This is a genomic window from Nannocystis pusilla, from assembly GCF_020073745.1.
Classification (GTDB): Bacteria; Myxococcota_A; Polyangia; order Nannocystales; family Nannocystaceae; genus Nannocystis; species Nannocystis radixulma.
On sequence record NZ_JAIRAU010000043.1, the window covers coordinates 372,199 to 397,696 of the forward strand.

At 71.9% G+C, this 25,498-nt stretch carries 22 protein-coding genes; 12 read left to right on the plus strand and 10 right to left on the minus strand.

The genetic code is table 11. The annotated features are described in order from the left end of the window. The first annotated feature begins 39 nt into the window (after positions 1 to 39). Positions 40 to 1,872, plus strand: coding sequence for an FG-GAP-like repeat-containing protein (locus tag K7C98_RS30975; RefSeq protein WP_224195411.1), 1,833 nt, complete (start codon positions 40 to 42; stop codon positions 1,870 to 1,872). 690 nt (positions 1,873 to 2,562) lie between these two features. Here K7C98_RS30975 and K7C98_RS30980 read toward each other — a convergent pair. Then, complete coding sequence (locus tag K7C98_RS30980) at positions 2,563 to 3,123, minus strand: TetR/AcrR family transcriptional regulator (protein WP_224195412.1); 561 nt, start codon at positions 3,121 to 3,123, stop codon at positions 2,563 to 2,565. 48 nt (positions 3,124 to 3,171) lie between these two features. On the opposite strand from K7C98_RS30980, the gene K7C98_RS30985 reads away from it, so the two are divergent. The 3 genes from K7C98_RS30985 to ftsZ all read left to right on the plus strand — a co-directional run bounded on the left by K7C98_RS30985 (position 3,172) and on the right by ftsZ (position 7,651). Continuing rightward, positions 3,172 to 4,347 (plus strand): cytochrome P450, encoded by a 1,176-nt coding sequence (locus K7C98_RS30985; protein ID WP_224195413.1) that lies wholly within the window; start codon positions 3,172 to 3,174, stop codon positions 4,345 to 4,347. 223 nt (positions 4,348 to 4,570) lie between these two features. After that, on the plus strand, positions 4,571 to 5,431 hold the full coding sequence (locus K7C98_RS30990) for a shikimate dehydrogenase family protein (protein ID WP_224195414.1): 861 nt from the start codon (positions 4,571 to 4,573) through the stop codon (positions 5,429 to 5,431). Positions 5,432 to 6,178: 747 nt separating this feature from the next. Next, on the plus strand, positions 6,179 to 7,651 hold the full coding sequence (gene ftsZ / locus K7C98_RS30995) for a cell division protein FtsZ (RefSeq protein WP_276572723.1): 1,473 nt from the start codon (positions 6,179 to 6,181) through the stop codon (positions 7,649 to 7,651). Positions 7,652 to 7,837: 186 nt separating this feature from the next. Here ftsZ and K7C98_RS31000 read toward each other — a convergent pair whose 3' ends face one another. Beyond that, complete coding sequence (locus K7C98_RS31000; protein ID WP_224195415.1) at positions 7,838 to 8,566, minus strand: SDR family oxidoreductase; 729 nt, start codon at positions 8,564 to 8,566, stop codon at positions 7,838 to 7,840. Between the two features lie 83 nt (positions 8,567 to 8,649). Here K7C98_RS31000 and K7C98_RS31005 point away from each other — a divergent pair, with 83 nt between their 5' ends. Together K7C98_RS31005 and K7C98_RS31010 are read left to right on the plus strand one after the other, a co-directional pair. Further along, positions 8,650 to 9,573, plus strand: coding sequence for a LysR family transcriptional regulator (locus tag K7C98_RS31005; RefSeq protein ID WP_224195416.1), 924 nt, complete (start codon positions 8,650 to 8,652; stop codon positions 9,571 to 9,573). Beyond that, positions 9,573 to 10,412, plus strand: coding sequence for a phytanoyl-CoA dioxygenase family protein (locus K7C98_RS31010; RefSeq protein ID WP_224195417.1), 840 nt, complete (start codon positions 9,573 to 9,575; stop codon positions 10,410 to 10,412). Before K7C98_RS31005 ends, K7C98_RS31010 begins: the two co-directional genes overlap by 1 nt. Positions 10,413 to 10,442: 30 nt before the next feature. Here K7C98_RS31010 and K7C98_RS31015 read toward each other — a convergent pair whose 3' ends face one another. Both K7C98_RS31015 and K7C98_RS31020 read right to left on the minus strand, forming a co-directional pair. Continuing rightward, positions 10,443 to 11,903 (minus strand): leucine-rich repeat domain-containing protein, encoded by a 1,461-nt coding sequence (locus K7C98_RS31015; protein ID WP_224195418.1) that lies wholly within the window; start codon positions 11,901 to 11,903, stop codon positions 10,443 to 10,445. A gap of 216 nt (positions 11,904 to 12,119) precedes the next feature. Further along, positions 12,120 to 12,638 carry a hypothetical protein gene (locus K7C98_RS31020; protein ID WP_224195419.1) on the minus strand — a complete coding sequence of 173 codons (519 nt, stop codon included), beginning with the start codon at positions 12,636 to 12,638 and terminating at the stop codon, positions 12,120 to 12,122. Positions 12,639 to 12,857: 219 nt separating this feature from the next. Here K7C98_RS31020 and K7C98_RS31025 point away from each other — a divergent pair, with 219 nt between their 5' ends. Continuing rightward, a complete protein-coding gene (locus tag K7C98_RS31025; RefSeq protein WP_346660315.1) occupies positions 12,858 to 13,340 on the plus strand; it encodes a carboxymuconolactone decarboxylase family protein in 483 nt (160 codons plus the stop codon). A 17-nt stretch (positions 13,341 to 13,357) separates the two neighbouring features. Here the strand turns inward: K7C98_RS31025 and K7C98_RS31030 are convergent, their stop codons facing one another. Then, positions 13,358 to 14,125 carry an AraC family transcriptional regulator gene (locus tag K7C98_RS31030; RefSeq protein WP_431312844.1) on the minus strand — a complete coding sequence of 256 codons (768 nt, stop codon included), beginning with the start codon at positions 14,123 to 14,125 and terminating at the stop codon, positions 13,358 to 13,360. Between the two features lie 102 nt (positions 14,126 to 14,227). On the opposite strand from K7C98_RS31030, the gene K7C98_RS31035 reads away from it, so the two are divergent. The 4 genes from K7C98_RS31035 to ftsA all read left to right on the plus strand — a co-directional run bounded on the left by K7C98_RS31035 (position 14,228) and on the right by ftsA (position 18,049). Then, positions 14,228 to 14,983, plus strand: coding sequence for an SDR family oxidoreductase (locus K7C98_RS31035; RefSeq protein WP_224195422.1), 756 nt, complete (start codon positions 14,228 to 14,230; stop codon positions 14,981 to 14,983). Positions 14,984 to 15,026: 43 nt separating this feature from the next. Next, the gene (locus K7C98_RS31040) at positions 15,027 to 15,365 is read left to right on the plus strand and encodes a hypothetical protein (protein ID WP_224195423.1); all 339 of its coding nucleotides are present in this window, start codon (positions 15,027 to 15,029) and stop codon (positions 15,363 to 15,365) included. Between the two features lie 197 nt (positions 15,366 to 15,562). Beyond that, positions 15,563 to 16,771 carry a cell division protein FtsQ/DivIB gene (locus K7C98_RS31045; RefSeq protein ID WP_224195424.1) on the plus strand — a complete coding sequence of 403 codons (1,209 nt, stop codon included), beginning with the start codon at positions 15,563 to 15,565 and terminating at the stop codon, positions 16,769 to 16,771. 12 nt (positions 16,772 to 16,783) lie between these two features. Then, entirely contained in the window at positions 16,784 to 18,049 is a 1,266-nt protein-coding gene (gene ftsA / locus K7C98_RS31050) for a cell division protein FtsA (protein ID WP_224195425.1), read from the plus strand. Between the two features lie 63 nt (positions 18,050 to 18,112). Here ftsA and K7C98_RS31055 read toward each other — a convergent pair whose 3' ends face one another. Next, the gene (locus K7C98_RS31055; protein ID WP_224195426.1) at positions 18,113 to 18,817 is read right to left on the minus strand and encodes a hypothetical protein; all 705 of its coding nucleotides are present in this window, start codon (positions 18,815 to 18,817) and stop codon (positions 18,113 to 18,115) included. A gap of 15 nt (positions 18,818 to 18,832) precedes the next feature. Further along, entirely contained in the window at positions 18,833 to 19,444 is a 612-nt protein-coding gene (locus K7C98_RS31060; protein ID WP_224195427.1) for a hypothetical protein, read from the minus strand. Positions 19,445 to 19,915: 471 nt separating this feature from the next. On the opposite strand from K7C98_RS31060, the gene K7C98_RS31065 reads away from it, so the two are divergent. Next, positions 19,916 to 21,511: a leucine-rich repeat domain-containing protein gene (locus K7C98_RS31065; RefSeq protein ID WP_224195428.1), complete on the plus strand. Its 1,596-nt coding sequence runs from the start codon at positions 19,916 to 19,918 to the stop codon at positions 21,509 to 21,511. An 11-nt stretch (positions 21,512 to 21,522) separates the two neighbouring features. Here the strand turns inward: K7C98_RS31065 and K7C98_RS31070 are convergent, their stop codons facing one another. The 3 genes from K7C98_RS31070 to K7C98_RS31080 form a co-directional block, all read right to left on the minus strand. Next, the gene (locus tag K7C98_RS31070) at positions 21,523 to 21,900 is read right to left on the minus strand and encodes a YidH family protein (protein ID WP_224195429.1); all 378 of its coding nucleotides are present in this window, start codon (positions 21,898 to 21,900) and stop codon (positions 21,523 to 21,525) included. 157 nt (positions 21,901 to 22,057) lie between these two features. Continuing rightward, positions 22,058 to 24,388, minus strand: a complete 2,331-nt coding sequence (locus K7C98_RS31075) for a TonB-dependent receptor (RefSeq protein WP_224195430.1) — start codon at positions 24,386 to 24,388, stop codon at positions 22,058 to 22,060. After that, on the minus strand, positions 24,385 to 25,434 hold the full coding sequence (locus tag K7C98_RS31080; RefSeq protein ID WP_224195431.1) for a hypothetical protein: 1,050 nt from the start codon (positions 25,432 to 25,434) through the stop codon (positions 24,385 to 24,387). Before K7C98_RS31080 ends, K7C98_RS31075 begins: the two co-directional genes overlap by 4 nt. Between the last annotated feature and the right edge of the window lie 64 nt (positions 25,435 to 25,498).

A 25,498-nucleotide genomic window follows, 5' to 3' on the forward strand; every position in this document is an offset into this window, starting at 1 on the left:
CTCTTGCGCAGCGCAAGGACGCCCCGTAATGATGAGCGCATGTCCGTGGTCGCGTCGCGTTCGGCTGTCGTCGCCGTGCTGTTCGTGGGGTGTAGTTACGAACCGACCGTCGGCGGCGACGACGTCGGCGTCGAGCTGACCGAAGGGGCAGGTTCGTCGGAGGCCGACGAGGCGGGCGACGACACCACGGAGGACGCGCCGAAGCTGTGCGAGGACGCCTGCGAGGACGGCGCCGCCGCATGCGAGGGCGACGGCGTGGCCCGCTGCGCCGCCGACGAGCACGGCTGCCTCGCATGGCTGGCCCCCGAGCCATGTCCTGAAGGACAGGCGTGCAGCGACGGCGCCTGCTCCGCCGCGGCCGGGTTCGTGCGCGAGGCCGAGGCGTGGGCGGTGCCGGCGGGGGGGCGCGCGGGTGCCGGCTACGCCACGCCGAGCGGGCGGGCGGCCGCCGTCGGCGACGACGACTGGGAGCTGCTCGACCTCGACGGCGACGGCGCGCTCGACCTCGTGCGCACGGCCGCCGCGTACCCCGCGGGCGACGGGTTCGTCACGCGCACCAAAGGCTTCCCGCTCGGCCCGTTCTGGGAGGTGCACCGGGGCGGCGGGATCGACGGCTTCGCCGCGGGGCCGATGGCGTGGTCGTTGCCGGTCGGCGTCGGGCTCGGCGGTCGCGGCCTGATCGCCAGCGCCGGCGAGCCGCAGGTCGACGGCGACCTCGTGTGGGCCGTGCGCGACGTCGACGGCGACGCCCGGCCCGACCTCGTCGTCACCGGCGTGCGCGCGCCCGACGACTCGCTGGTCCCGCTCGGGCCGGCGGACGCGCCGCGCTGGGACGTCTACCGCAACGACGGCAGCGGCTTCGCCGACCAGGCCGAGCCGTGGCCGCTGCCGACCGGCAGCGACGGCAAGTTCTTCCACCACGTCGACGGCGCCGCCGCGGCCGCCAACGGCCCGGCCTGGTCGCTGCTCGACCTCGACGGCGACGGCTGGAGCGACCTCGTGATCACCGGCCGCAGCGCCCCGCCGCTCCACGTCGTCCCTGGCTTTCCGGGCAGCCCGCACTGGCAGCTGCACCGCGGCGGCCCCGGCGGCTTCGAGCCGAGCTTCGCGCTGTGGTCGCTGCCGCTCGGCGGCGGGGCCGAGACCGGCTTCGCCGGCCTGTCCGGCGGCGCCGCGGCGCCCGGCGATCAGCTGTGGGCGCTGCTCGACCTCGACGGCGACGGCCGTCGCGAGCTCGTCGTCACCGGTCAGCTCGACGACGCCGCCGTCGGCCCGGCCGCGCTCGCGCTCGACGGCGCCCCGGGGTGGGCCGTCTATTCCGCCGGCGCCGACGGGTTCGAGCTGTCCCCGCGGACAGTCGCCGTGCCGGCCGCCGGCGGCGCCACCGGCGGGCGCGGCTACTACGCCGCGAGCGGCGGCCAGGACATCGCCGGCAGCAGCAGCGGCCCCTACGACGCCAACGGCTGGGAGCTGCTCGACCTCGACGGCGACCGCCGGCTCGACCTCGTCGTCACCAACGAGGCCCGCGAGATCGCCGGCGGCGTGTACAAGCGCGGCGCGCTCGGCGGTGACGCGCCGTACTGGGACGTGTACTTCGGGACAGACGCCGGCTTCGTCGCCGCCACCCGCTGGCCGACCCCGACCGGCGGCTTCATCGGCCGCGGCTTCCTGTGGGCCCGCGGCGTGCTCGACCCGGTGCCCGAGAACCAGGGCACGGTGCTGTGGCACACCGGCGACCTCGACGGCGATGCCCGCCCCGAGCTCGTCGTCACCGGCCTGGCCGCGCCGGGCGCGGGCAACGACCCGTGGAGCTGGCAGGTGCCCGGGCTCGACGGCAAGCCGCACTGGCAGGTCCACTGGCAGTCGCGCTAGTCGGCCGCGCACGCCTTGACCGTCGGGCTGTCCGGCGCGACGCTGTCCTATAGAGCATGTCCTGGGAGACAGCCTCGACGAGGAACCTCCGTGCGGCGGGGGCGGAGGGGCGGGGCGCAGCAGGGCCATGTCTTTCGAGACAGCCTCGACGAGGAACCTCCGAGCGGGGGGGCGGAGGGGCGGGGCGCAGCGGGGGGACTTATGTCCTTCGAGACAGCCTCGACGAGGAACCTCCGCGTGCGGCGAAGGCGGGGCCTGCGACGATCGCCGCCGGGCGCCGCAGTGGGACGCCGCGAGGGTGTTCATGTCCTTCGAGACAGCCTCGGCGAGCAACCTCCGTGCGGCGAACGGCGGGGCCTGAGACGATCGCCGCCGGGCGCCGCGGTGGGACGCCGCGAGCACTTCTGTCCTTCGAGACAGCCTCGGCGAGGAACCTCCGTGCGGCGAAAGGCGGGGCCTGAGACGATCGCCGCCGGGCGGACGAGGGGCGGCGCGGTGGGACGCAGCGGGGGGCTCCGCGCCTGACGCGCAGACGGCGAGCCAATCTTCGGACGCGCCCCGGCTTCCATCGCCGTCGAGCATCTGGCGTGGAAGGACCCGCGTCGCGACGGGACCCGCCGCGCCGCCCCTCGTCCGCCCACTCGAGACCTTCCGGGGCCCCGCCCCCCCGATCACGCGAATGCCCGCCTCCTAGCGCTCCGCGATGGTCGGCATGATCACCAGTCGGTCGAGGATCCCCGCGATCGTCGCGATCGGCAGCTCCTCGGCCTGTCGCAGCCACCAGCCGATGATCTCGATCGTCGCCGACGTCGCGAACGTGACGCGGAGGTCGATCGGGCAGACGGACGCCGTGTTGGGCGAAGCCGCCGCGAGCTCGCGCGCCTGGCCGACGAACTGCTCGCGCAGTCGCGGCGCCGCGCCGCCCGTCAGCAGCGCCCGCCACAGGGCCTTGCGCCGCGAGATGAACTCGAACAGCGCCACGCAGGCGCGGCCCGTGTTCTCGGCCGAGAACAGCGGCATCGCCTCGCCGAGCAGCCCCGCGATCTCGTCGGCCGCGAGGTCGTCGAGCAGCGCCTCCTTGTCGGGGTAGTGGCGGAAGAAGGTCGCGTAGCCGACCCCCGCCTTCGCCGCGAGCGCGCGCACCGTGATGCCCTCGAACGGCCCCTGCTCGAGCAGCGTGAGCATCGCGCGCAGGAGCTTGGCGCGGGTGCGCACCTGGCGGGCGTCGGTTGCTGAGGCGTCGGAGACCATTTATGATACAGTGTGTCTCATAAAACCGAGACGGGGAGCGGGCCGGCGATGAGCGTGGATTCTGCGGCGAAATGTCCTTTTACATCCACCCGCAACGACAGCAAGAGCGCGGCCGTCGTCACGCGGAGGATGAAGGTCGAGAGCGGGGCCGAGCACGTCCGCGCCTACGAGCGTGCGCGGGAGATCTTGCTGAGCAAGGAGCTGCTGCAGGGCGGGGCCGGGGCGGAGTTCGTCGACACCAGCGATCCGGACAAGGCGCCGGTGTTCTTCCTCGACGGCGCGCCGCACCGGGACAAGCGGACCAGCATCGCCCGCTTCTTCACCCAGCGGGCGATCACCAGCCGCTACCACGCGATCATCGAGCGGGAGACGGCGCGGCTGCTCGGTCAACTGCGGCGCGACGGGCGGGTCCAGCTCGACATCGTCAGCTTCGAGCTCACGGTCGCGGTCGCGGCCAACATCGTCGGGCTGACCGACAGCGACATGCCGAGGATGGCGCGGCGGCTGGCGCTCCTGTTGTCGGCCGGCTGGCACCACCGGCTCAACGTCCTCGCCAGGCTGTCCGCCGGCCTGCGGAAGGGGCAGGCGATGCTGAGCTTCTACCTCAACGACGTCACCCCGGCCGTCCGCGCGCGCCGCAAGGCGCCGCAGGACGACCTCATCTCCGAGCTCCTGGCCAGGGGGGCCTCGTGGCGGGCGATCCTCACCGAGTGCATGACCTACGCCGCCGCCGGGATGGTGACCACGCGCGAGTTCATCGTCATGGCCGCCTGGCACCTGTTCGATCGCCCGGAGCTGCGGGCCGACTTCCTCGCGGGCGACGAGGCGCGTCAGTTTGCGATCTTGAACGAGATCCTCCGGCTCGAGCCGATCGCCTCGCTCCTGTACCGGCGCAAGCCTGAACAGCCGGGCGCGCGCCACGAGAAGTACGCGCTCGACCTGCGGGCCATCCACGGGGACGAGGCCGCCGTCGGGCCGTGCCCGCACGCGCTCGACCCCGATCGGGCCGAGCGGCTCAACACCAACGGCGCCTTCCTCAGCTTCGGCGCCGGCGCGCATCACTGCCCCGGCAAGCTGGTCGCGCTGCACGAGACGCGCATGTTCCTCGACGCGCTGCTCCGCGTCCCCGGGGTCCGCCTCGAGCGCGCGCCCGACGTCGGCTGGTCGGAGATGTTGCTGAGCTACGAGCTGCGCAACGCGGTCGTGACCTGCGACCGCGCGTGACGCCCACGCGAGCGGGCGCCCGCGCCGGCGCCGCGAGCGTGTCGGGCCAACATCGACCGACGAGCGAAGCGGCCAGCGTGGCGGAGAACCGAGCCCTCGCGCCGGGCTCCGACACGCGAGGCGCGAGGAGGGCGCCCATCGGGCGAACATGTGACCGGCGAGCGTGGCGGAGAGCCGGCGAGGCTGCTCGAAATGGCCCGGTCGCGGCGCTAGGATGGCGGGCGTGACGACGGCGAGCGGAGGGCAACCAGGACTGGCGCGGTGCTTCGGCGTGTTCGGCGATCCGGTCGCGCACTCGCGTTCGCCGGCGATGCACGCGGCCGCGTTCGCGGCGCTCGGGCTGCCGCACCGCTACCTCGCCTTCCACGTCGCCCCCGCGCGGCTGGCCGCGGCCGTCCGTGGCGCCGCGGCGCTGGGGTTCGGCGGGGTCAACCTCACCGTGCCGCACAAGCAGGCCGCGCTCGCGCTGTGCGACGAGCTCGGGGCGGAGGCGCAGCGGATCGGCGCGGTCAACACGCTCGTGTTCGCCGAGGGCGCGGTCGTCGGTCACAACACCGACGGGCGCGGCATCGCGGCGGCCGTCCGTCAGCTCTCGCCGGCGCCTGTCCGTGAGGCCATGGTCCTTGGGTCAGGTGGTGCGTCGCGGGCCGTCGTCGACGCGATCGCCGGCGAGCTCCTCGGTCCCGGAGGACATGTCCGGTGGGTCAGCCGCGATCCGGCCGCGCTGGCGGCCGCGCTCGCGCCGGGTGGTCCGGTCGTCGCGGCCGGGTGGGACGAGGCGAGGAGCGGGGCGCCGGTCGACCTCCTCGTGAATTGCACCACCGTCGGCATGGCTCATGGTCCGGGCGAGCTTCCGGTCGCTGCCGCGACGCTGGTCGACGGTCTCGCGGTCGGGGCGCGCGTGGTCGACATCGTCTATCCGCGGCCGGCGGGCGGCCTGCTCGACCTCGCCGAGGCGGCCGGCGCTGCCGTGCAGGACGGCCTCGAGATGCTCCTGTGGCAGGGCGTGTACGCCGAGGAGCTGTGGCTCGGTCGCCCGCTCGGGCCCGACGTCGTCGCCGCCATGCGGGCCGCCCTGCGATGAATCGCGGCCGGCGGCGAAATCGCAGATCTGTCCCCGGGGCCTGGTGGGGCCAGCGGGCGCTTGCCGGCGGCACGATCGCCGATCTGTCCGCGGGGTCCGGTGACGACGGCGTGGGCGTTTCGCCGCTGTTCGCTCGTATCGGCGGCCCTGGCGGCGAAGGGCGCCCCGATCTGCATGCGTGGATCGTCGGCCCCTGGGCGAACGCGGCGCCGGGGTCTTCAGCCCCGAAAATTTGCTCCGCCGATCGACCTCGGGCATGGTCGCCGCGGCTGCTGCGCTCTCGGACATGGCCGATCGATCTGGTGCTGTGATCTGACCTGAAGATCTGATCACCTTTTCTGTCCGCGAGGACAGACGGCTCGGTGCGCCCTGGAGGTGATGGGGCGTCCGATCTCCCTGAAAAATGGTTTGCCTCGATCCGGTGTGATCGAGGCCCTCGATCCGGACTCGCGGGCGGCGGGCCCGGCCGCGCCTGCTCGCTTGAAAATCTGTCCTTTTGAACATATGCGGCGGCTCCCCGCGAGAGCCGTCGTAGGCCCGATTTGGCGATCACCGCGGCGAATTCGCCGGTGATGCCGCGTCTGCGGGGCCTTTGCGAGGGTGCGAGCCGGACCTACATGCGACTACATAGCCTCGTGAAGAACACAAATTTTTTGCAATGAGCGATCGCCTCGGATAAGTGCGTAGTTCGAGAAGCGAAGCACATGACCGTCAGGCCAGGGTCCGACGGGAAAGTGGGCAGGCAGTATGGCGCAGTTCGAACTCGAGGAAATCGTTCAACAGGCGAAGATCAAGGTCATCGGCGTCGGCGGAGCCGGAGGCAACGCCGTCAATACGATGATCACGAACAAGGTCGAGGGCGTCGAGTTCTACACGGCGAACACGGACGTCCAGGCGCTCGAGAAGAGCATGGCCCAGACCGTGATCCAGCTCGGCAAGGACGTGACTCGCGGGCTCGGGGCCGGCGCCAACCCGGAGAAGGGGCGCGAGGCGGCGCTGGAGAGCGTGGACGAGATCGCCGAGGCGCTGCGCGGGGCCGACATGGTGTTCGTGACGGCGGGCATGGGCGGCGGCACCGGCACGGGCGCCGCGCCGATCATCGCCCAGATCGCGCGTGAGATGGGCGCGCTGACCGTCGGCGTGGTCACCAAGCCGTTCCGCTTCGAGGGCAAGCGGCGTCTGCGGTTCGCCGACGCCGGCATCGAGAAGCTCGAGAAGGCCGTCGACACGCTGATCACGATCCCGAACGACCGCCTGCTGCAGGTCACCAGCTCGAACACCAGCCTGCTCGACAGCTTCCGCCTGGCCGACGAGGTGCTGCAGCACGCGACCCAGGGCGTGTCCGACCTCATCACCGTGCCCGGCATCATCAACGTCGACTTCGCCGACGTGCGCACGATCATGTCCGGTCAGGGCCGCGCGCTCATGGGCATGGGCATCGGCCACGACGAGGGTCGGGCCCTGCAGGCGGCGCAGCAGGCGATCAGCTCGCCGCTGCTCGAGGACGTCACGATCCACGGCGCGCAGGGCATCCTGATCAACATCACCGCCGGGCCCGACCTCAAGCTGCACGAGGTCGAGGAGGCCGCCTCGCTGATCCAGGAGGCCGCCCACGAGGACTGCAACATCATCTTCGGCGCGGTCATCGACCACAACATGGGCGACGCGCTGCGCATCACCGTCATCGCCACCGGCTTCGACCGCCACGCGCCGGCCGAGGAGGAGCTCGAGCAGGTCATCCGCTCGACCATGGCGAGCCCGCCGGGCAAGCGCCGCTCGCAGGTCCAGGTGCCGTTCGGCATGCCGGCCGCCGCGCCGGTGCAGCAGCAGAACCCGATGTTCGCCGCGGTCCCGCCGCAGCCGCCGCCGCACCCGCAGCAGCACCCGCAGCAGAGCTCCAGCAGCCTGCGGCAGTCGATGGTCGAGCGCATCGCCACCCACGACCGCGCGCCCACGCCTGTCCCCTCGGCCAGCTCCGCGAGCATGAGCCGCTCCGGCGTGATCGGCCAGCCGAGCGCCCCGCAGGTGCACCCGCAGCAGGTGCACCCGCAGCAGGTGCACCCGCAGCAGGTGCACCCGCAGCAGGTGCACCCGCAGCAGGTGCACGTGCAGCAGCACGCGGTGCGGCAGTCGCAGCGGGTCGAGCCGCCGGCCGTCAGCGACCCGAGCGAGATCCCGGCGTTCCTGCGCCGGCGCGACGAGAACGGCTTCATCCGCTGAGGCCGCCGGCGCGCGCGAGGGGCATGCTCGGCGAGCGCGCCCTCGTCGCCAGGCCGCTCGAAGGGACATGCCCGAAGGGACATGTCCCTTTTGCGCGTCCGTCGTCGCGCCTCGAGCCGCCGTCATGCATGAAAGGGCATGCCCGATCGGGCATGTCCCTTTACGCATGTCCCGTTCAGAGACAGCTCACCAGGGCAGGCGGTCGCGCATGTGGAAGAAGCCGCCGGTCGGGCCGTCGTCGGGCAGGGTGGCCAGCCACACGCTGGTCTTGGCGCCGTCGACGACCTCCATCGGCGCTCCCTCGCCGCCGAGGTCGGTCTTGACCCACCCGGGGTGGGCCGAGTTGACCTTGATCGGGGTGGCGCGCAGCTCGTGGGCGAGGTGGATGGTGTATTGATTGACGGCCGCCTTGGAGCTGTCGTACGCGGCCGACTTGAAGTCGTAGATCGGCGAGGCCGGGTCGGCGTGGAGGGTAAGCGAGCCCAGGATGCTGCTGACGTTGACGATCCGGCCGGCCTCGCTCTTGCGCACCAGCGGCAGGAACGCCTGCGTCACCGCGACCAGCCCGAACAGGTTGGTTTCGAAGATCGCGCGCCAGGTGTCGAGCGAGGTCTCGCTGGCCTGCACGCCCCAGCCCTCGAGCGCGACGCCGGCGTTGTTGATCAGGGTGTCGAGCTTGCCGTGGCGCTCGCCGACCTGGGCGACGGCACGGGCGATCGAGGCGGCGTCGTCGACGTCGAGGGTCACGGCCTCGGCCTGCAGGCCCTCGCGGGCGAGCTCGGCGACCGCCTTCTCGGCCTTGGCGCCGTCGCGGGCCGCGACGAGTACGGTGTGGCCCTCGCGCGCCAGCTGCCGCGCGGTCTCGAAGCCGATGCCCTTGTTCGCCCCGGTGATCAGGATGATTCGCTTGCTCATGTCGGTAGCACTTCCTCGGCCGCCATGGTGGGGCCGCGGCGGAGTTGCAGCAAGCGCATGCTCTGCATGATAGGATGCATGGCGTGCAACTCCAGGGCGTGGACCTCAACCTGCTGGTCGTGCTCGAGGCCCTGCTCGGCGAGCGCAGCGTGACGCGGGCGGGCGCGCGGCTGGGGCTGACGCCCTCGGCGACCAGCCACGCGCTGGCGCGCCTGCGCGCGACCTTCGGCGACGAGCTGCTGGTCCGCACCCGCGGCGGCATGGTCCCGACGGTGCGCGGCGAGCAATTGCTGGCGCCGCTGCGCCTGGCGCTGCGCGACGTCGGCACGCTCCTGCGCGGCCCGCTGCGCTTCGACCCGAAGACGAGCCGCCGCGAGTTCGTCCTCGCCAGCACCGACTACATCGAGGCGGTGCTGCTGCCGCCGCTGCTCGCCCGCGTGTCGGCGGCGGCGCCCGCGGTGCAGCTGCGCGTCCGCCCGCTCGAGCCCGACATCGCCGGCCCGCTCGAGAGCGGCGCGCTCACGGTCGCGCTCGGGGTGGTGTTCGACGACAGCCCAGGGCTGCAGCAGCAGGCGCTGTTCTCCGAGGAGATGGTGCTGGTGTGCCGCAAGGGCCACCCGGAGGTCCGGCGCGGCCTCGACCTGGCGACCTACCTGCGCCTGCGCCACGTGCTCGTCAGCGTGCGCGGCGGGACCCAGAGCGTGGTCGACGAGCGGCTGGCGGAGCTCGGGCTCTCGCGGCAGATCGCGCTGGTCGTGCCGCACTTTTTGGCGGCGCCGCTGATCGTCGCCAGCTCGGACCTCGTGCTGACCACGCCGGCCCGGCTGGTCCGCCGCCTCGGCCCGGGCCTGGCGCTGCGGACCCTCGCGCCGCCGCTGGCGGTCCCCGGCTTCACGGTGCGCCAGGTGTGGCACGAGCGCCACCAGGACGACCCGGGCCACCTGTGGCTGCGCCAGCAGATCTTCGCCGCCGCCAAGACGATATCCTCGGGCAAGGACGGGGCGTGATGCTGAGCCGGACGCAGGTCGACGAGTTCCGCGAGCAGGGCTACCTGGTGCTGCCGGGCCTGGTGCCCGGCGAGGCGCTGGCGGCGATCGAGGCGGCCGCGCTGGCGATCGTCGATCGCTTCGACCCCGCGGCCGAGCGCACGGTGTTCAGCACGAAGGATCGCGACGCCGGCCGCGACGACGCGTTCTTCGCCTCGGCCGAGGGCGTGCGCTGCTTCCTCGAGGAGGACGCGCTCGACGCCGCCGGCGCGCTGCGCTGCCCGCCGCGGCTGGCGATCAACAAGATCGGCCACGCGCTGCACGACCTGGTGCCCGCGTTCGGCGAGTTCTGCCGCAGGCCGTGCTTCGGAGGGCTCCTGCGCGACCTCGGCTACGCGGCGCCGGTGCTGTGGCAGACGATGGTGATCTTCAAGCAGCCGCACATCGGCGGCGAGGTCCGCTGGCATCAGGACGCGACGTACCTGATCACCGCGCCGCCCTGCGTGACGGGCCTGTGGGTGGCCCTCGAGGACGCGCACCGCGACAACGGCTGCCTGTGGGTCCAGCCCGGGGGGCACCGCACGCCCCTGCGCGAGCGCTACGAGGTCGACTGGCGCACCCGCGTGGGCACGCTGCGCACGGTCGACGCGACGCCGTGGCCGTCGCTCGCCGAGGCGGTCGCGCTCGAGGTGCCCGCGGGCAGCGTGGTGGCGTTCCACGATCACCTGCCGCACCGCAGCGCGCCCAACCACTCGCCGGCGTCGCGCCACGCGTTCACGATGCACGTGGCCGAGCAGGGCGCGGCGTGGGCCGAGAGCAACTGGCTGAAGCGGCCGCGGCTGGGGGACTTCGCGCTCTGATCGCGTGGACGAAGACGCGGGGCCGGGGTGTCAGATCGGGATCTCACAGATGCGCGGATCCCAGGCGCAGCTGCCCTGATCCCAGGTCGCCGTCAATTCGTGCTCGCACATCGCCGGCAGCGTGACCGCGACGCTCATGGCATCGAGCGGGTTGGCCCGCACGTCGAGCTGCACGCAGCCCGCGGACAGCCACGGGGCCTCGGCGATCGGCCCGAGGTCGGTGATGGCGTTGTGCTCGAGCCGCACTTCTTCGAGCGCGGCGTGGCCGGCGATCGGCGCGAGATCGGTGATGGCGTTGTTCGCCAGGTTGAGGTAGCGGAGCGTCTCCGGGGCGAGGACCGGCAGCTCCGTGAGCCCGGTGTCGGCCGCGCTCAGCCAGCCGAGGCCGTGCGCTTCGAGCCCCTGCAGCCCGGCCAGCGGGTTGCCGTCGACGTACAGGGCGAGCAGCTCGGTCGCCGCGGCCAGCGGCGTCAGGTCGGAGATCTGGTTGTCGCCCACCAGCAGCCGGCTGAGCAGGGGGACGCTGGACAGCGGGCTCAGGTCGACGATCTGGTTGTTCGCGAGCTCGACGATCGCCAGCGCAGGGAGCCCGGCCAGCGCCGAGAGGTCGCCGATCTGGTTGTTCGCGGCCCACAGGTTCTCGAGCCTGGTCATGCCGGCGAGGCCGGTGAGGTCGGTGAGCTGGTTGTCCTGAAGCCCGAGGATCTCGAGGTCGGGCAGGGCCGCCAGCTCGCTCACCGAGGTGAGGCCGCAATTTTCCAGGCTGAGGCTGTGGAGCGCCGGGATGGATGCGAGCGGGGCGATGCTCTGCGGGGTCGAGTCGGCGAGGCTGAACGCGCGCAGGCCGGGGTGGTCGGTCAGCGGCGACAGATCCGCGACGGCCGTGCCCACGAGCGAGAGGTACTGCAGCTGCGGCATCTGTGTCAGCGGCCCGAGATCCGCGAGCGGGGCGTCGCCCACGTACAGGCTCCGGAGCGGCAGGCCGACCAGCGGCTCGAGGTCGGTGACGGCGCTGCTCCGTAGTTGCAGGTCGTCCAGCGCGTGCAGCGACGCGAGCGGGCCGAGGTCGGTGACCGTCGAATCGTACAGCGCCAGCCGCTGCAAGCCGGTCAGGCACTCGATGCCCGCGAGCGAGGCGACCGGCTGCATCGAGGTGAGGAAGAGCAGCGCGGCCGCGGCCTCGCCGGGGATCGGTCCCTCGGGGATCGCCAGCGCGTCGCGGATCGCCGCGAGCAGGCCCGGATCGGCGATCGACAGCTCGCTGCAGGCGAGCGGCGGCGGCTCGCCGCTCGTGCCCTCGCTCGTCGGGGACGAGGTCGGCGTGTCCGTCGTGTCGCCGGTCGGCGCGGTCGTGGTGACGCCCGGGTCGTCGTCGGCGCTCGTCGAGCCGGATACGCCCGAGGTGCCGGAGTCGGATGTCGCCTCGATGCCGGTGTCCGGCCCGCAGGCGGCGACGAGGGTGCTGAGGACGAGAGCGCGGCGGTTTGCCATCGCTACACCCTGCCACGGACGCCGCGGGCGCAGAACGACCCGCCATGCGGCGTCGATGAACCGGCCGGAACGCGGAACGCGAGCCTTGGCGGCAGAACTGGGCCTGTGCGGGCGATGGCCGCCGCGGCTTGAATCCCGCGTGAAGGCCCCGCGACGGCGGTCCAAGCGAGATCCATGGCGCGCGATCGCCCGGCTGAGGCTGTGCGTGCGGCGGCCTCAGCCGGGTAACACGATGGCCCGGCTCTCGGGCTCGTCGGTCACGGTCACGTGCGCGCAGCGGACCGGCAGCGACGTCCAATCGACCGCGTGATCGCTCGTGGCGCTGAGCTGCGCGCACACCGTGTACGCCCCGGGCGCAACGTCCTCATAGACGAGCGGCCGTGGCGCATCCACACCGCCGTGCAAGACCATCTTGGTGGGCCTGGCGTCGTCCGTGGGCGCGGCGCGCAGCGCCACCAGGTCTTCGTACGCGTCCGCGGAGACCTGGCCGGGGAACAACCATCCCAGGGTCTGACCGGTGTCGGCCGGCGCCTCGACGTCGACGCGAAGCTGCTGCGCGTCCACGAGCAGCGCGCTCGCGTGGATCTCGTAGGCCGCCGCGATCCAGCGGATCAGGGCCGGGGCGGTCTCGGCGGTCGCCACCGCCTCGGCCTTCTCCGGTTCGCTCGGCACCCCGGTGCAGTGCATGTTCAGCACGACGAGCAGCGCGCTCGCGCAGATCTTCGAGTTGGGCATGATGCCCTCGTTTTAGGCCGGCGCCGCCGAATCCTCAAGATTCTCGAGGGTTCGCGGGGTCGGGAGACACGGACCGAAGATCCTCGGCGGCGGCCTGAACCGCCTCGCGGGCCCGCCTCGCGATTTTTTTCGCGGCCCGCGTCACACGGCCGGGGGCTGAATCGTCAGGTCGATGAACGAGCCGCGGCGAGGCGCCGCGGCGGCGAAGGAGACCGTGTCATGCAAGCTCGAATGAAGAATCCCGTGTTCCTGGTGCCCGACGCGCTGCAGGCGCTGCACGCCCTCGGCAAGGCGACCACGAAGGGGCTGCCGGCGTCGACGATCCAGCTCGTGCACCTGCGCGCCAGTCAGATCAACGGCTGCGGCGTCTGCGTCGACATGCACGCGCGCGAGCTCAAGCAGCACGGTGAGAGCGACGTGCGCCTGTTCGGCGTGGCGGCCTGGCGCGACACGCCCTTCTTCAGCGAGGCCGAGCGGGCCGCGCTCGCGCTCACCGAGGCGCTCACGCGGATCGGCGATCGCCCGGACGCAGTGACCGACGAGATCTGGGCCGAGGCGGCGAAGCACTACGACGAGCAGCAACTGGCCGTCCTGGTCCTGAACATCGCGCAGATCAACCTGTGGAACCGCCTGAACGTGGCGGTGAAGCAGGTCGCGCTCGGCCGCGCCTGGACCGCGGACGACCTGAAGGCGGCGGGCTGAGGCGGTCTCGACCTGAGTCAGACGCCGCGCGCGTACCGACCCGGCGTCGTGCCGACGATGCGGCGGAAGTGCCGATTGAGCTGGCTCTGGTCGTACAGCCCGACCTGCGGGGCGATGTCGCGAGGCTTCACCCCGGCGGCCAGCAGTTGCTTCGCCCGCAAGATCCGCAGCCGCGTCAAATAGGCGTGCGGCGGCATGCCGACCTGCGAACGGAACGCGCGGCAGAGGTGGAACTTGTCGAGGCCGGCGTGCGCGGCGAGATCGTCGAGCGTGACGGGATCGGCGAGGCGCTCGCGCAACAGCTCGAGCGATCGCCGTACCGGTCGCGTGGGTTCGAACGTCGCGTCGCCGAGCGACGCGAGCGCGGCGATCGCCTCGGCGACCGCGACCTCCAGCTCGAGGCGATCGGCGTGGGCGTGGACGGCGTCGTGAAGGCGCTGGAACGCGGCGCCGCGCGCGTCGTCGGCGGCGAGCTGCGGGCGCACGTGGACCTGCCCGCTCGCGCATTCGACAGCGGAGGCCGGAAACGAGACGATCTGGGCCGTGCTCGGGCCGTCGCGCGAGACGTCGCGATGGACCTGCCCGGGCCCCGCGAACAGCAACGAGCCCGGCTCGCAGCGCCACACCTTGCCGCCGCACCACCACTCCGAGCGGCCGGCCTCGACGCGCGCGATCGAGTAGGTCTCCTTCATCCCCGCATGGAGCTCGTCGGTGGACCAGCGCACCGCCCGTAGTCCGGGCGCGGAGACCGCGAGGATGTCGGTGCGGATCGCCACGCGCTTCATGATAGGCCGAGCGCGCCGGGGCGGCTTGGGCATTCTTGGCGGCCGCGCCTCCGTGCCAAGGATCACCAAGCCAGCGCGCCTGACAGTCGCTATCACCGGACCATGCATGACAAACCCGTCGCCCTGGTCACCGGGGCCAACAAGGGCATCGGCCTTCAGATCGCCAGGGAGCTCGCGGCGCGCGGCTACACGGTGCTCGTCGGCGCCCGCGACTCCGCGCGTGGCGAGGCCGCGGCCAAACAGATCACCGGCGACGCCCGCTCGCTCGTGCTCGACGTCACCGACGCCGCCACGATCGCGGCGGCCGTCGCGTGGATCCAGCGCGAGCTCGGGCGGCTCGACGTCCTCGTCAACAACGCCGGCATCGCCCATGGAGGAGCGGCCGGAGACGCTTCGCTCGCCGCCATCATGCGCAGCGGAGCGCCGAGCGTGGCCTCGCTGGCGGACGTCCGGGCGGTGTTCGAGACCAACGTCTTCGGCGTGATCGCCGTGACGCAGGCGATGCTGCCGCTGCTCCGCGCGGCGCCGGCGGGGCGGATCGTCAACGTGTCGAGCGGGATCGGCTCGCTGACCTCGATCAGCGATCCCGCGTATCCGTTCCGCGGCGTCGGCGGCGTCGCCTACGGCCCGTCGAAGAGCGCGCTCAATGCGGTGACCATCGCGTTCGCGCAGGAGCTCGCCAACACTCCGATCAAGGTCAACGCGGCGTGCCCCGGCTACACGGCGACCGATCTCAACGCGCACAGCGGACCGCGGAGCGTCGTCGAGGGCGCGCGCGAGCCGGTGCGGCTGGCCCTGCTCGGGCCGGACGGACCGACAGGCACGTTCTCCAACGACGCCGGCCCGATCCCCTGGTGAGGTCGCCGCTTGATCCTGCGGGGTATCGCCTCACCTTTCGGGCATGCTCAGTGTCACTCTCGTCGCCGTGATGTTGGGCTCGCCTGCAGGCGAGCTGGAGGAGTCTCTCGACGCGGTCTGCGTCGACGCGCCCGAGGGGGCGTGCGACGCTTTGTACGCCCTGGTCGATGCGCTCGAGCGGCTCGTCACGCGCGGCGCCACCGACGCTGGGACCTGGTGCTGCAAGACGTGCAGCGACGAGGCAAGCAAGGTGACCTGCGACGGCTGCATCAAGGCGAAGTACTGGCAGTGTGGCGACGGGATCAAGTTCGCCGATCGCCCCGCCCACCTCGACTGCCCGGGGAAGACGCTTCAGGTCGGCGAGGCCGTCACCTGCTACTAGCCCCTGGCCGTAGGGACAGGTGAGGACGGGCTCTGGTCGAGGCCGGCGAAGGGCCTGTCTTTCGGGTCAGGTCGGGCGCCGGCGCTCGCGTGCGTCGCGGGGAGGGCGCAGGCTTGCGCGGATGTTCAGGCCCACGGCGCCGAATTCTTGCCCACATGGGGAGCGCCTGATAGTCGCCAGGCTCGATCCTCACCGCCATGGGTCTCTTCAACAACAACCCGCGCGCGAACACCGCGACGGCGCGCAAGCAGAACCGCCGGGTGCAGCAGGCGCGGCCGCGACCGGTGCCCGCGCCCGCGCCGGTCGCCCGCAAGCCGGCCGTCGCCGCCGGGGTGAAGGGCGTGCGCGTCAACCGGCGCGTCGACGCCCCGCGGGCGGGCGCCAAGCCGGCGGTGCAGGGGCCGCGGGTCGGGCTGCGCCAGATGGTCGCCGCGGTGCCGCGGGTCGGGGCGCGCGGGCGCCGGTTCTTCAGCCTGGCGGCTCGCCTGGCGATCGCGCTGACGCTGGCGTGGGGCGTGCTGCTGGCGGTGCAGAGCGGCTACCAGTACGTCACCACCTCGGCCCGCTTCGAGGCCAAGTCGCTGGTGTTCCAGGCGACGCCACATGTCCCGGTGGACAGGTTGCAGGCGCTGCTCGGGCTCGAGCCCGGGACCAACATCCTGGCCGTCGACACCGACGCGCTGCAGGCCAAGATCGCGGCCGAGCCGTGGGTCAAGCGGGCCAGCGTGCAGCGCTCGCTGCCCGACACGCTGATCGTCGAGGTCGAGGAGCACGAGGCGGCGGCGGCCCTGCTGTCGGGCTACTTCTACCTGATCGACCGCGACGGGGTGCCGTTCAAGCGGCTCGAGGACGGCGAGCGCGGCGAGCTGCCGGTGATCACGGGGGTCGACCGCGAGCAGCTGGTGGCCGGCGACGCGCGGGCGCAGGCGGCGATCCGCCGCGGGCTGACGGCGCTGAACGAGTACCAGTCGACGCCGCGGCCGCGGCTGTCGGAGGTCCACGTCGACGAGGGCGGCGCGGTCGCGCTGTACACCGCCAAGACCGGCGCGGCGCTGCGGCTCGGCCGCGGCGACGTCGCGCCCAAGCTGGCCCGCTTCGACGCGCTGCGGGCGGCCCTCGGCGAGCGCGCCGAGCAGCTCGCGGTGGTCCACCTCGACCTCGACGCCACCCCCGGCACGCCCGAGCGGGTGGTCGCCAGCTTCCTCGACCCGGCCGCCGAGGCGGCGGTGCTGGCCCGCGGGGCCGGGGCGCAGAAGCCTGTCGCCAAGGACATTGTCGAAGCGCCAGGTGCCAAGGAGCAGGGGCCCGTCGCGCCGGCCCCGGCCAAGGGCAAGCCCGGCAAGGGCAAGAAGAAGAAGGCCGCCACCGGCAACAAATTTGCCTCGGGCATCCCGAAGTACGACTGAGGAACCAACGTCATGGCAGAAGTCGGAGAAGTGATCGTCGGACTCGACATCGGCACGACCAAGGTCGCGGCGATCATCGGCGAGGTGACCGAGAACGGGGTCGACATCATCGGCGTCGGCACGTGCCCGTCGGAGGGCCTGCGCCAGGGCGTGGTGGTCAACATCGAGGCGACCACCAACAGCATCGCCCAGGCCGTGCAAGAGGCCGAGCAGATGGCCGCCGTCGAGGTCCAGTCGGTGTTCGTCGGGATCGCCGGCGGCCACATCCGCGGCTTTAGCAGCCTCGGCCAGGTCAGCATGCGCAACCGCGAGGTCACCGAGGCCGACGTCGCCCGCGTGCTCGAGCAGGCCAAGGCGGTCAACATCCCGCTCGACCGCCAGATCATCCACACGCTGCCGCTCGAGTACATGATCGACGGCCAGGGCCAGATCAAGGACCCGATCGGGATGAGCGGCGTCCGCATGGAGGCCCGCGCCCACGTCATCACCGCCGCGACCACCAGCGTCCAGAACATCATCAAGTGTTGCAACCGCGCCGGCCTCGACGTCGTCGAGGTCGTGCTGCAGCCGCTCGCCTCGGCCATCAGCGTGCTCCACGAGGACGAGCGCGAGCTCGGCGTCGTGCTCATCGACATCGGCGGCGGCACCACCGACCTGACGATCTACTCCGAGGGCACCAACGTGTTCACCTCGGTCATCGTCATGGGCGGCCACCGGATCACCCAGGACGTCGCCCACGGCCTCCACACCAGCGTGGCCGAGGCCGAGGCGATCAAGCGCCGCCACGGCTGCGCGCTCGTCAGCATGATCGAGGGCGACGCGGTGGTCGAGGTCGCAGGCGTCGGCCCGCGCCCGCCGCGGAGCTTCCCCCGCCGCTTCCTCGGCGAGGTGATCGAGCCGCGCGTCGAGGAGATCCTGTTGATGGCCCAGGAGGAGCTGCTGAAGTCCGGGATGATGGAGATGGCCGGCTCGGGCATCGTTCTCACCGGCGGCGGCTCGCAGATGGAGGGCATGACCGAGATCGTCGAGGACGTGTTCCAGATGCCGGTCCGCCGCGGCGTGCCGGTCCACGGCGCCGCCTTCGGCCGCGGCCAGCCGTCGCTCACCGAGGGCGGCTTCGCCCAGGTGATCCAGGACCCCAAGTTCTCCACCGGCGTCGGCCTCGTGCTCTACGGCGCCGCCCACCAGCCCATGGCCCCCGTCGAGGTCCAGGCGCCCCGCGGCGAGCGCCCCGGCCTCGGCAAGCGCTTCGTCGGCTGGATGCGCGACATGTTCTGAAGGATATGCTTGCAAGAGCATGTTGTAAGGGGCATGCCCTGAAGGGCATGCCATTTTCTTAATTCACGGCGACGACGTAGCGCTCGGTCGACCGGGCCCCTCGGGCACGCCCCTCGACCCGGATGACTCGGCGAGCGCCAGGCCCGGTCGAGCGCCGGCTTCGAACTGCAAGAGGAGCCGACGCTGCCACACGCCGAACCAAATCGATAGGACGACCATCACCAGGGTCACCACAATTGTCGGCGTCCAGGTCGGGTAGGACAGCGCCAGAATGACTGCGAGGTCGAACGCGAGGTTGGCGACCCCCGCGGCTCGCCCGAACAGCCGCTCAAACGCATAGTCCCAGAATTCGGCGGTCGGCACGATCGGCCACTCTGACCGCGCCTCCCGCGACGGAACGAGCTCACGCGGCGCCTCATCGAGCAGATCACGGGGACCCCGTGGGGCCGCTCGAGCCTCGGCAGGCGCCGCATCCAGGGCGGCGCTGTGCCCCGCGAACAGCAGCGTTCGCCGGCGCGCGAGGTACTTCCGGCTCCATCGCTCCACAAGCCCGCCCCAGACGGAAAAGAAGACCATGAGCCCCAGCGCCTGCTGCCACCACACCAGGGCAAAGAAGTTTGAACAGGTGAAGAAGACGGCGGCTCCGGCCCAGAAGATGATGGCGATGGGCGTCAGCAATGCGCGCGACCAAAAGTTGTTCGTCGCCAAGAAACCCCACGGCTGGGGCGGCAGCGGCTTGTCGAGGGGGCTCAGGTGGTGCGAGGGCAAAGGTTCCTCCTGGAATTACTTGTCCTGGGCCCCGTTGCACTTGTCGGAGATGTAGCCGGAAACCTTCCAGAATGCAGCCGTTCCGGCGGTCCCACAGTATTTGAGCATTTTTGTAATGACGCCGCATGTCCCGCTGACGAGGATGCTTGCGGTGGCGCCGGCGATACCACCTGCGACCGTACACTTGAGGTCCCGGCCATCCACTGTCGCGGCGGAGAGCGCCTCCGTCACGACATCCTCATGCCAGACCTGGACGATGCTCGCAGCGACAGCACGGAGCTGCGGAGGCGTGAGGATGGACAGGTCGCTTGTCTGCCAGGCGACCGCACCGTCGACGAACCCGACCTCCGCCACGATCGCGTCGCCGACCGTCACGAGACCGCGGCCGGCGTCCTCGTCCTCGGTATACACGGCCACGGAGACGTGACCGACTTCCCGCAGATCGAAGGCGATCTCGAGATCGCCGGCGGCCACGTTCACATCGACACGATCGAGCGCCACGGGTGCCTGCAGGCTGGCGACGAAATCCTCGACCGTCGCGGGCGGGACGGCCGCCGCGGCGCTCTCTGCGGAGGGCGGCGCGGCGAGGGAGAGAAACAGGGACGCGACGGCGACGGTGTGGTGCATGTCCCTCCATGGCTCATTCTCCAGGCCCCTGGGCGCGCGCGGCGGGTCGAGGCCAGGTCCAGCCGCGTGGCGACTCGGTGGGCATCAGACGGTGAGAAGGCAGGCGGGGGTGGCGACCGGCGTCTGCGACGCCGCCGCCGAGGATGAGCGCGGGGACAAGCGGCCGGGCAGGGGGGGGATGCCTACACATCGATGTCACGACGCCGTGACCGACGTGGATGCGAGACATGCTCTGAAGAGCATGCCCGAAGGGGCATGTTTAAAGCATCATGTCCAACGGGACATGTCTTTTAGGCTTGATCGCAGGCGCGGGCGGCGTCGGTCGATCGTAGACGCCGCGACGCGCGGAGGCGCGCCGCCGGCGGCGCGGAGGGAACTTGGCCAGTTCCTGGCCGGTCCGTGATCGACCCGGCGTGATTTTGTGGCGCCTCGTCGCGACGGAAACGCCGTGGGTTGCGGGATCCAACGCCCATGCGTCGTCCCCTCCTCCTCTTCGCGCTGGCCCTCGCGTGCGGCCCCGACACTGCCAGCGACACCGACAACGGCGACACGGGGCAGCCGACCACCGATGCCGGTACCGACGATCAGGGCAGCAGCGACGGCGGCACCTCTGGCGAGCCGACCACCACCGGCGCGCCGACCACCACCGGCTCGACGAGCGGCGACGACACCACGGACGGCCTCACCAGCACCGGAGAGCCGGTCGTCCCCTGCACCGAGATCGTCCTCGCCGATCCAGCGCTCGAGGCGTCCGTCCGCTTCATGCTCGACATCCCCGAGGGCCCGATCCCCGTCGAGGCCGCCGAGTCGCTCACCCACCTCAGCGCTCACAAGGTCACCACGCTCGCGGGCCTCGAGTGCTTCACCGGCCTCGTCGACCTCGGCTTCGACTCGTCGACGGTGACCGACCTCGGCCCGCTCGCCGGGCTCACGCAGCTGTCCGTGCTGTCGTTCAGAGACAGCGCGGTGACTGACCTCGGGCCGCTCGCCGGGCTCGTGAAATTGCAGGAGCTGGACATCACCGGCAGCCCGGTCGCCGCGTTGGCGCCGCTGGCCGGCCTGCCGCTGAAGCGTCTGAGCGCCGCCAACACGCCTGCGCCCGACCTCTCGGGGCTCGGACAGGTCGTCACGCTCGAGTCGCTGTCGATGTTCGACAGCGGCCTCGGGGACATCGGCGAGCTGGCCCCGCTCGTCCACCTGACCTGGCTCAACCTCGACGGCAACGCGATCGTCGACCTCGGGCCGCTCGCCGGGATGACGGCCCTGACGACGCTCCGGCTCGACGGCAACGCGAGCGCCGACCTCGGGCCGCTGGCCGGTCTGACCCAGCTGGGCGACCTGCACCTCGACAGCAACGTGATCGTCGACCTCGCTCCGCTCGCGGGCCTGACTCAGCTGACCTACCTCGACCTCGACGGCAACGCGATCGTCGACCTCGGGCCGCTGGCCGGCATGTCGGCGCTGCATCACCTCGACCTCACGCACAATCAGGTCGTCGACCTCGGGCCGCTGGCGAGCCTCGGCGCGCTCGCCATCGCCAACCTCGATCGCAACCACATCGTCGACGTGTCTCCGCTCGCGCTGCCGATGTTGTTCGAGCTCGACCTCGACGACAACGACGTCGTCGACCTCTCGCCGCTGCTCGGCGCGTCCGCCCTCGGCTCGCTGGAGGTCTCGCAGAACCCGCTCGGCGGCGATCTGAACAGCCTCGCCGCGCACCCCGCCCTGTTCCGCGTCGAGGCGGAGGACGCCGGCCTGACGACGATCCCGCAGTTCGGCACCGCGCAGCTCGAGTCGCTGTGGCTCAGCGACAACGCGATCGTCGACCTCGCCCCGCTCGGCGCCTATCAGGCGCTCACGGTCGTCTACCTCAACAACAACCACATCACCCAGCTGGCGCCGATCGCCGACGACCCGTGGCTCGGCGAGTGCGACAACGTCCAGGTCCACGACAACCCGCTCGACGACTTCACGCTGATGGAGACCGTCCCGCAGCTGTGCGCGATCCCTGTGCACATCGAGGGCACCGGCGTCCTCGACTGCGAGCAGTGCATCATGCGCGGCTGACCGCCGGAGCCTCAGTACATGGCGACGACGAAGGTCGCCAGGCTGACGCCGAGCAGGATCACGAGCCCGGCGGTGACGTGGAGCCCGCGGTCCCCCGGCGGGCGCCGCTGCGGGTCGATGAGCCGGGCGTAGGCGTTCACGCGGTGGTAGCCGATCACGGCGACGACGCTGCCGGTGATCAGCAGGGCCGCGCCGGTCCACCGCGACTGGCCGGCGGCCCGCAGGTGCTCGTGGGTGGTCTGCGACAGGGTGTCGAGGAACAGGCCGAGGCGCGCGACCATCAGGCCGAAGCCCATCAGCGCGACGGCGGTGCGCAGCCACGCGAGCAGCGTGCGCTCGTTGGCGAGGCGGGCCTGCAGCAGGCCGGGCGTTTCGGTCGATTCGGACATGTCCCCGGAGCCTAGCGCCGCAGCGCGAGCAGGCTCGTCCGGCGGCGCCCGGGGCTGCTCTAAAGAGCCCACAGCTGGACTCGCCGGGCCCGTCGCGGCGGTCGCGCTCGTGCGTGGCCGGGGCGTGCCGAGCAGGCTTGCGCCGGCATTCGCTGTATCAATAATTCACGCGCACCCCGAGCACCGGCAAGATCGGGACGCCGACGACCGTGCGCGTGTCGGAATAGTCGTAGTTGTAGAGCACGCCCTCGGGGTTCTGGCGGTTGTACAGGTTCTGCACGTCGAGGTAGGCCGACACCAGGCTGCGCTTATAGACCCAGGTGCGATCGATGCGGATGTCGAGCTGGTGGAACACCGGCAGGCGGGCGCTGTTGGTCGGGCCGTCGAGCGGGCGGATCCACTGGCCGTTCTCGAGCTGGCTGCCGATCCGCGGCGTGTACGGCAGGCCGGTGACGACGCGGAACCGGCCGGCGATGGTCCACCGCCGCGGCAGCTTGTAGCCGAGCAGGAGCACGAGGTTGTGCCGCTGGTCGAAGTCGGCCGGGAGGTTGGGCCGCACCGGGCCGTGGGTGGCGTAGCCGAGCATCGAGCGCATGAAGGTGTAGGCGACCCAGCCGAACAGCCGGCGCGTGAGGTCGTGGCGCAGCATCATCTCGGCGCCGTAGGTCTGGGTGCCGACGTCGGACAGCGCCGGGGCTTCGGCCAGGAACGGCAGGTTGTCGCGCACGCGGCGGTAGAAGATCGTGCCGTCGAGGCCGAGGGTCGCGGTGATGTCGACGTGCACGCTGGCGCTGAGCTGGACCGCCCGCGCGGCGCCGACCCGGCCGCGCGGGTCGAACTCGAGGCGGGCGTCGAGGTAGCGCAGGGCGCCCGGCAGCACGAGGGGGCTGAAGCCGGCGATCGAGGTCGTGCCGCCCATCGACTGCGAGTTGGAGATGAAGCCCGACGTCTGCTCGTACTTGCGCTGGCTGGCCTGCGAGTACATGCCGGCGGCGAACTGCAGGGTCACCCGGTCGTGCGCGACCACGCGGGCCAGGATGCGCGGGTCGATGGCGAACGCGGCGTTGTCCGGGCTGCTGAACAGGTTGGCGCGCACGCCGGGGAACAGGGTGAAGCGGCCGCCGCCGAGCTGCGCCGACAGGTACAGGCCGCTGGTGGTGAGGAGCCCGCGCGCGGCCTGGTCCTGCGGCGGCTGGTCCCCGAGCTGCGGCGGCGGGCGCAGCTGGGTGCGCGTGGCGTAGCGATCGATCTGCGTGTCGAGGCCGAGCGTCAATTGGAAGTGACGCGACGGGCGCGCGGTCATCTCGGCGCGCAGCAGGCCGACGGCGTCGCTGCGCCGGCGGTAGATCTGGCTGCTGTCGTAGACCGTGCGGTCGATGCGGAGCGCCGGCGCGAGCAGGAAGTCCCAGGTGCCGTGGCGCTTGCGGTAGGCGAGGTCGAAGCGGTGAAAGCCGGCCCGCAGGGTGAAGTTGGAGCCGGGGCTGTAGGTGGTCTCGGGGTAGCGCAGGTCGTCGGTGGCGCCGAGGACCCGCGCGGTGAGGGTGCCGCCCTGGCCGACCGGGTGGTCGAAGATCAACTGATAGTCGTTGTAGCGCGGGCGGATGAATTGCTCGCCGCGCACGTCGCTCGGCAGGGCCTTGAGCACGAGGTCGAGGTAGCCGCGCTGGGCCGCCATCAGGAACGAGCCCTTGCCCATCGGGCCCTCGACGAGCGCGCCGGCGGAGGTGATGTCGAGCTTGGCGTGGCCGTGCACGCCGTCGCGCCGGCCGACCCGCGGGGTCATGTTGACGACGCCGCCGACGGCGTTGCCGTAGTGGCTCGAGAAGCTGCCGGGGGTGTACTGGATGTCCTGAAGGACACCCGTCTGCACGACGCTGGCGAGGCCGGGCACGTGGAAGGCGCGCGGCAGCGGGTGCTCGCCGAAGAACACCTGCGACTGATTGGGGGTCGCGCCGCGCAGGACGAGGAGGCCGAGGCCGCCGGGGGCGCGCGCGACCCCGGGCAAGTTCTGCAGCGCGCGCAGCGGGTCGCCCTGGCTGCCCGGCAGGCCCTGGATCTCGTCCGGCGCGAGCCGGGCGCTGAAGGGGCTCGGCCGCGTGACCCGCTCCTGCTGCACGATCGTGCGGTAGCCGCCCGAACCCGCCGGTTGCAGGTAGATCGTCGGCGGCTTGCGCCGGCGCCAGAACGGGGCGGTGGTGACCTGCTCGAGCCGCTGGTGCTCGGCGGCGACGATCGTCAGCACGAAGTCCTGCGCCGGCAGGTCGGCGAGCACGAAGCGGCCGTCGGGGCCCGACACGGCCTCGCGCGTCCACGCGGGGCCGCGGCGACCGACGGCGAAGACCTTGGCGCCGGCGATCGGGGTGCGCTCGCCGGCGCTGCGCAGGGTGCCCTGCACGACGTGACGCGCCGGTCGCTCGCCCGCCGCGGCGGCGGGCTGCGCGGCCGGTGCGGCGGCGGCGAGGACGACGAGGAGGACCGCCGCGATCATGAGGGGTCGAAGTGCAGGACCGCGAAGCCGCGGCCGGCCCGGGTGTCGCGGGACTGGACGTACAGCGTCGCCGGCTCGGGGTGGTCGGGGACGACCCACGAGATCTCGGCGTTGAAGTTGTAGAGGCTGAGGTATTCGTCGGGCTTCTCGAACTGATCGACGAGCGCGGTGATCTGCGCGTTGATCTCGACGAACTCGGCCTGCTCCTTCGCCTCCGGCGGGAGGGGGCCGTCGGCGTCCGGATCGATCAGGACGATGAACTCCTGCTCGCGGCCGGCGAGGAACAGCGGCAGCACGGTGACCTTCTCGCCGGGCGCCATCGCGACGGTGTCGCCGGGCATGGCGAGGGCCTCGATGCGCGTCGCGCCGCGCTCACGCGTGACGCGAAAGCCGGTGATGTCGGGGTGGGTGTCGGGCGCCTGCTCGAGGAACTCGGGCGGCAGCATGGCGAGCTCGGGGGCGAACGGCAGGACGGCCCACAGCGGGCCGGGCGCGAACAGGTCGCGGGCGATGAGGCAGTCCTGGAGGCCCTCGTGCGGGGCGCCGGCGTAGCGCTCGAGGCAGGTCTCCGACGAGACGTCGGGGCTGCGGCTGCCGATCGCCATGATCGTCAGGACGTCGTCTCGACCGGTATGCAGCGGGACGGTGAAGGCGCCGGCGAAGCCGACGCGCAGGCGCTCGCCCTCGCCGAGCCGACACGCCCACGGGAGGGAGAACGGCAGCGGCTGTGGGCAATCGGCGAGGTAGTAGCCCTCGGCGTAGAAGCGGTCGAAGCAGCCCGGGCTGGAACAGGCGAGCCAGATCGGCGGCTCGACCGCGACGCCCTCGGGGGTGACGACGAACCGCTCGAGCTCGACGGTGTCGAGCGGCAACGGCGTGGCCCGCTGCTGGCCCGGCGGGACGTGGAGCAGCGTGGAGTAACCGCCGGGCTCGACGACCGTCATGCGCATGCCGAGCACCCGGGGGTCCTGAATCCACCAGTAGGGCTCGAACGGGATGCAGGCGGCGCCGCACAGGATCGCGGCGCCGAGAGCGAGGGAGCGCATGCAGACCTCACCCTACTGTAGGCGCTTGCGGTCTGCCAGCCGCACGGCGAAGCGCGATTCTCGC

Coding starts and splice junctions, on each gene's coding strand:
- K7C98_RS30975 (WP_224195411.1), top strand. CDS start 40: ATGTCCGTGGTCGCGTCGCGTTCGGCTGTCGTCGCCGTGCTGTTCGTG.
- K7C98_RS30980 (WP_224195412.1), bottom strand. CDS start 3,123: ATGGTCTCCGACGCCTCAGCAACCGACGCCCGCCAGGTGCGCACCCGC.
- K7C98_RS30985 (WP_224195413.1), top strand. CDS start 3,172: ATGAGCGTGGATTCTGCGGCGAAATGTCCTTTTACATCCACCCGCAAC.
- ftsZ (WP_276572723.1), top strand. CDS start 6,179: ATGGCGCAGTTCGAACTCGAGGAAATCGTTCAACAGGCGAAGATCAAG.
- K7C98_RS31000 (WP_224195415.1), bottom strand. CDS start 8,566: ATGAGCAAGCGAATCATCCTGATCACCGGGGCGAACAAGGGCATCGGC.
- K7C98_RS31010 (WP_224195417.1), top strand. CDS start 9,573: ATGCTGAGCCGGACGCAGGTCGACGAGTTCCGCGAGCAGGGCTACCTG.
- K7C98_RS31015 (WP_224195418.1), bottom strand. CDS start 11,903: ATGGCAAACCGCCGCGCTCTCGTCCTCAGCACCCTCGTCGCCGCCTGC.
- K7C98_RS31020 (WP_224195419.1), bottom strand. CDS start 12,638: ATGCCCAACTCGAAGATCTGCGCGAGCGCGCTGCTCGTCGTGCTGAAC.
- K7C98_RS31025 (WP_346660315.1), top strand. CDS start 12,858: ATGCAAGCTCGAATGAAGAATCCCGTGTTCCTGGTGCCCGACGCGCTG.
- K7C98_RS31030 (WP_431312844.1), bottom strand. CDS start 14,125: ATGAAGCGCGTGGCGATCCGCACCGACATCCTCGCGGTCTCCGCGCCC.
- K7C98_RS31035 (WP_224195422.1), top strand. CDS start 14,228: ATGCATGACAAACCCGTCGCCCTGGTCACCGGGGCCAACAAGGGCATC.
- K7C98_RS31040 (WP_224195423.1), top strand. CDS start 15,027: ATGCTCAGTGTCACTCTCGTCGCCGTGATGTTGGGCTCGCCTGCAGGC.
- K7C98_RS31045 (WP_224195424.1), top strand. CDS start 15,563: ATGGGTCTCTTCAACAACAACCCGCGCGCGAACACCGCGACGGCGCGC.
- ftsA (WP_224195425.1), top strand. CDS start 16,784: ATGGCAGAAGTCGGAGAAGTGATCGTCGGACTCGACATCGGCACGACC.
- K7C98_RS31060 (WP_224195427.1), bottom strand. CDS start 19,444: ATGCACCACACCGTCGCCGTCGCGTCCCTGTTTCTCTCCCTCGCCGCG.
- K7C98_RS31065 (WP_224195428.1), top strand. CDS start 19,916: ATGCGTCGTCCCCTCCTCCTCTTCGCGCTGGCCCTCGCGTGCGGCCCC.
- K7C98_RS31070 (WP_224195429.1), bottom strand. CDS start 21,900: ATGTCCGAATCGACCGAAACGCCCGGCCTGCTGCAGGCCCGCCTCGCC.
- K7C98_RS31075 (WP_224195430.1), bottom strand. CDS start 24,388: ATGATCGCGGCGGTCCTCCTCGTCGTCCTCGCCGCCGCCGCACCGGCC.
- K7C98_RS31080 (WP_224195431.1), bottom strand. CDS start 25,434: ATGCGCTCCCTCGCTCTCGGCGCCGCGATCCTGTGCGGCGCCGCCTGC.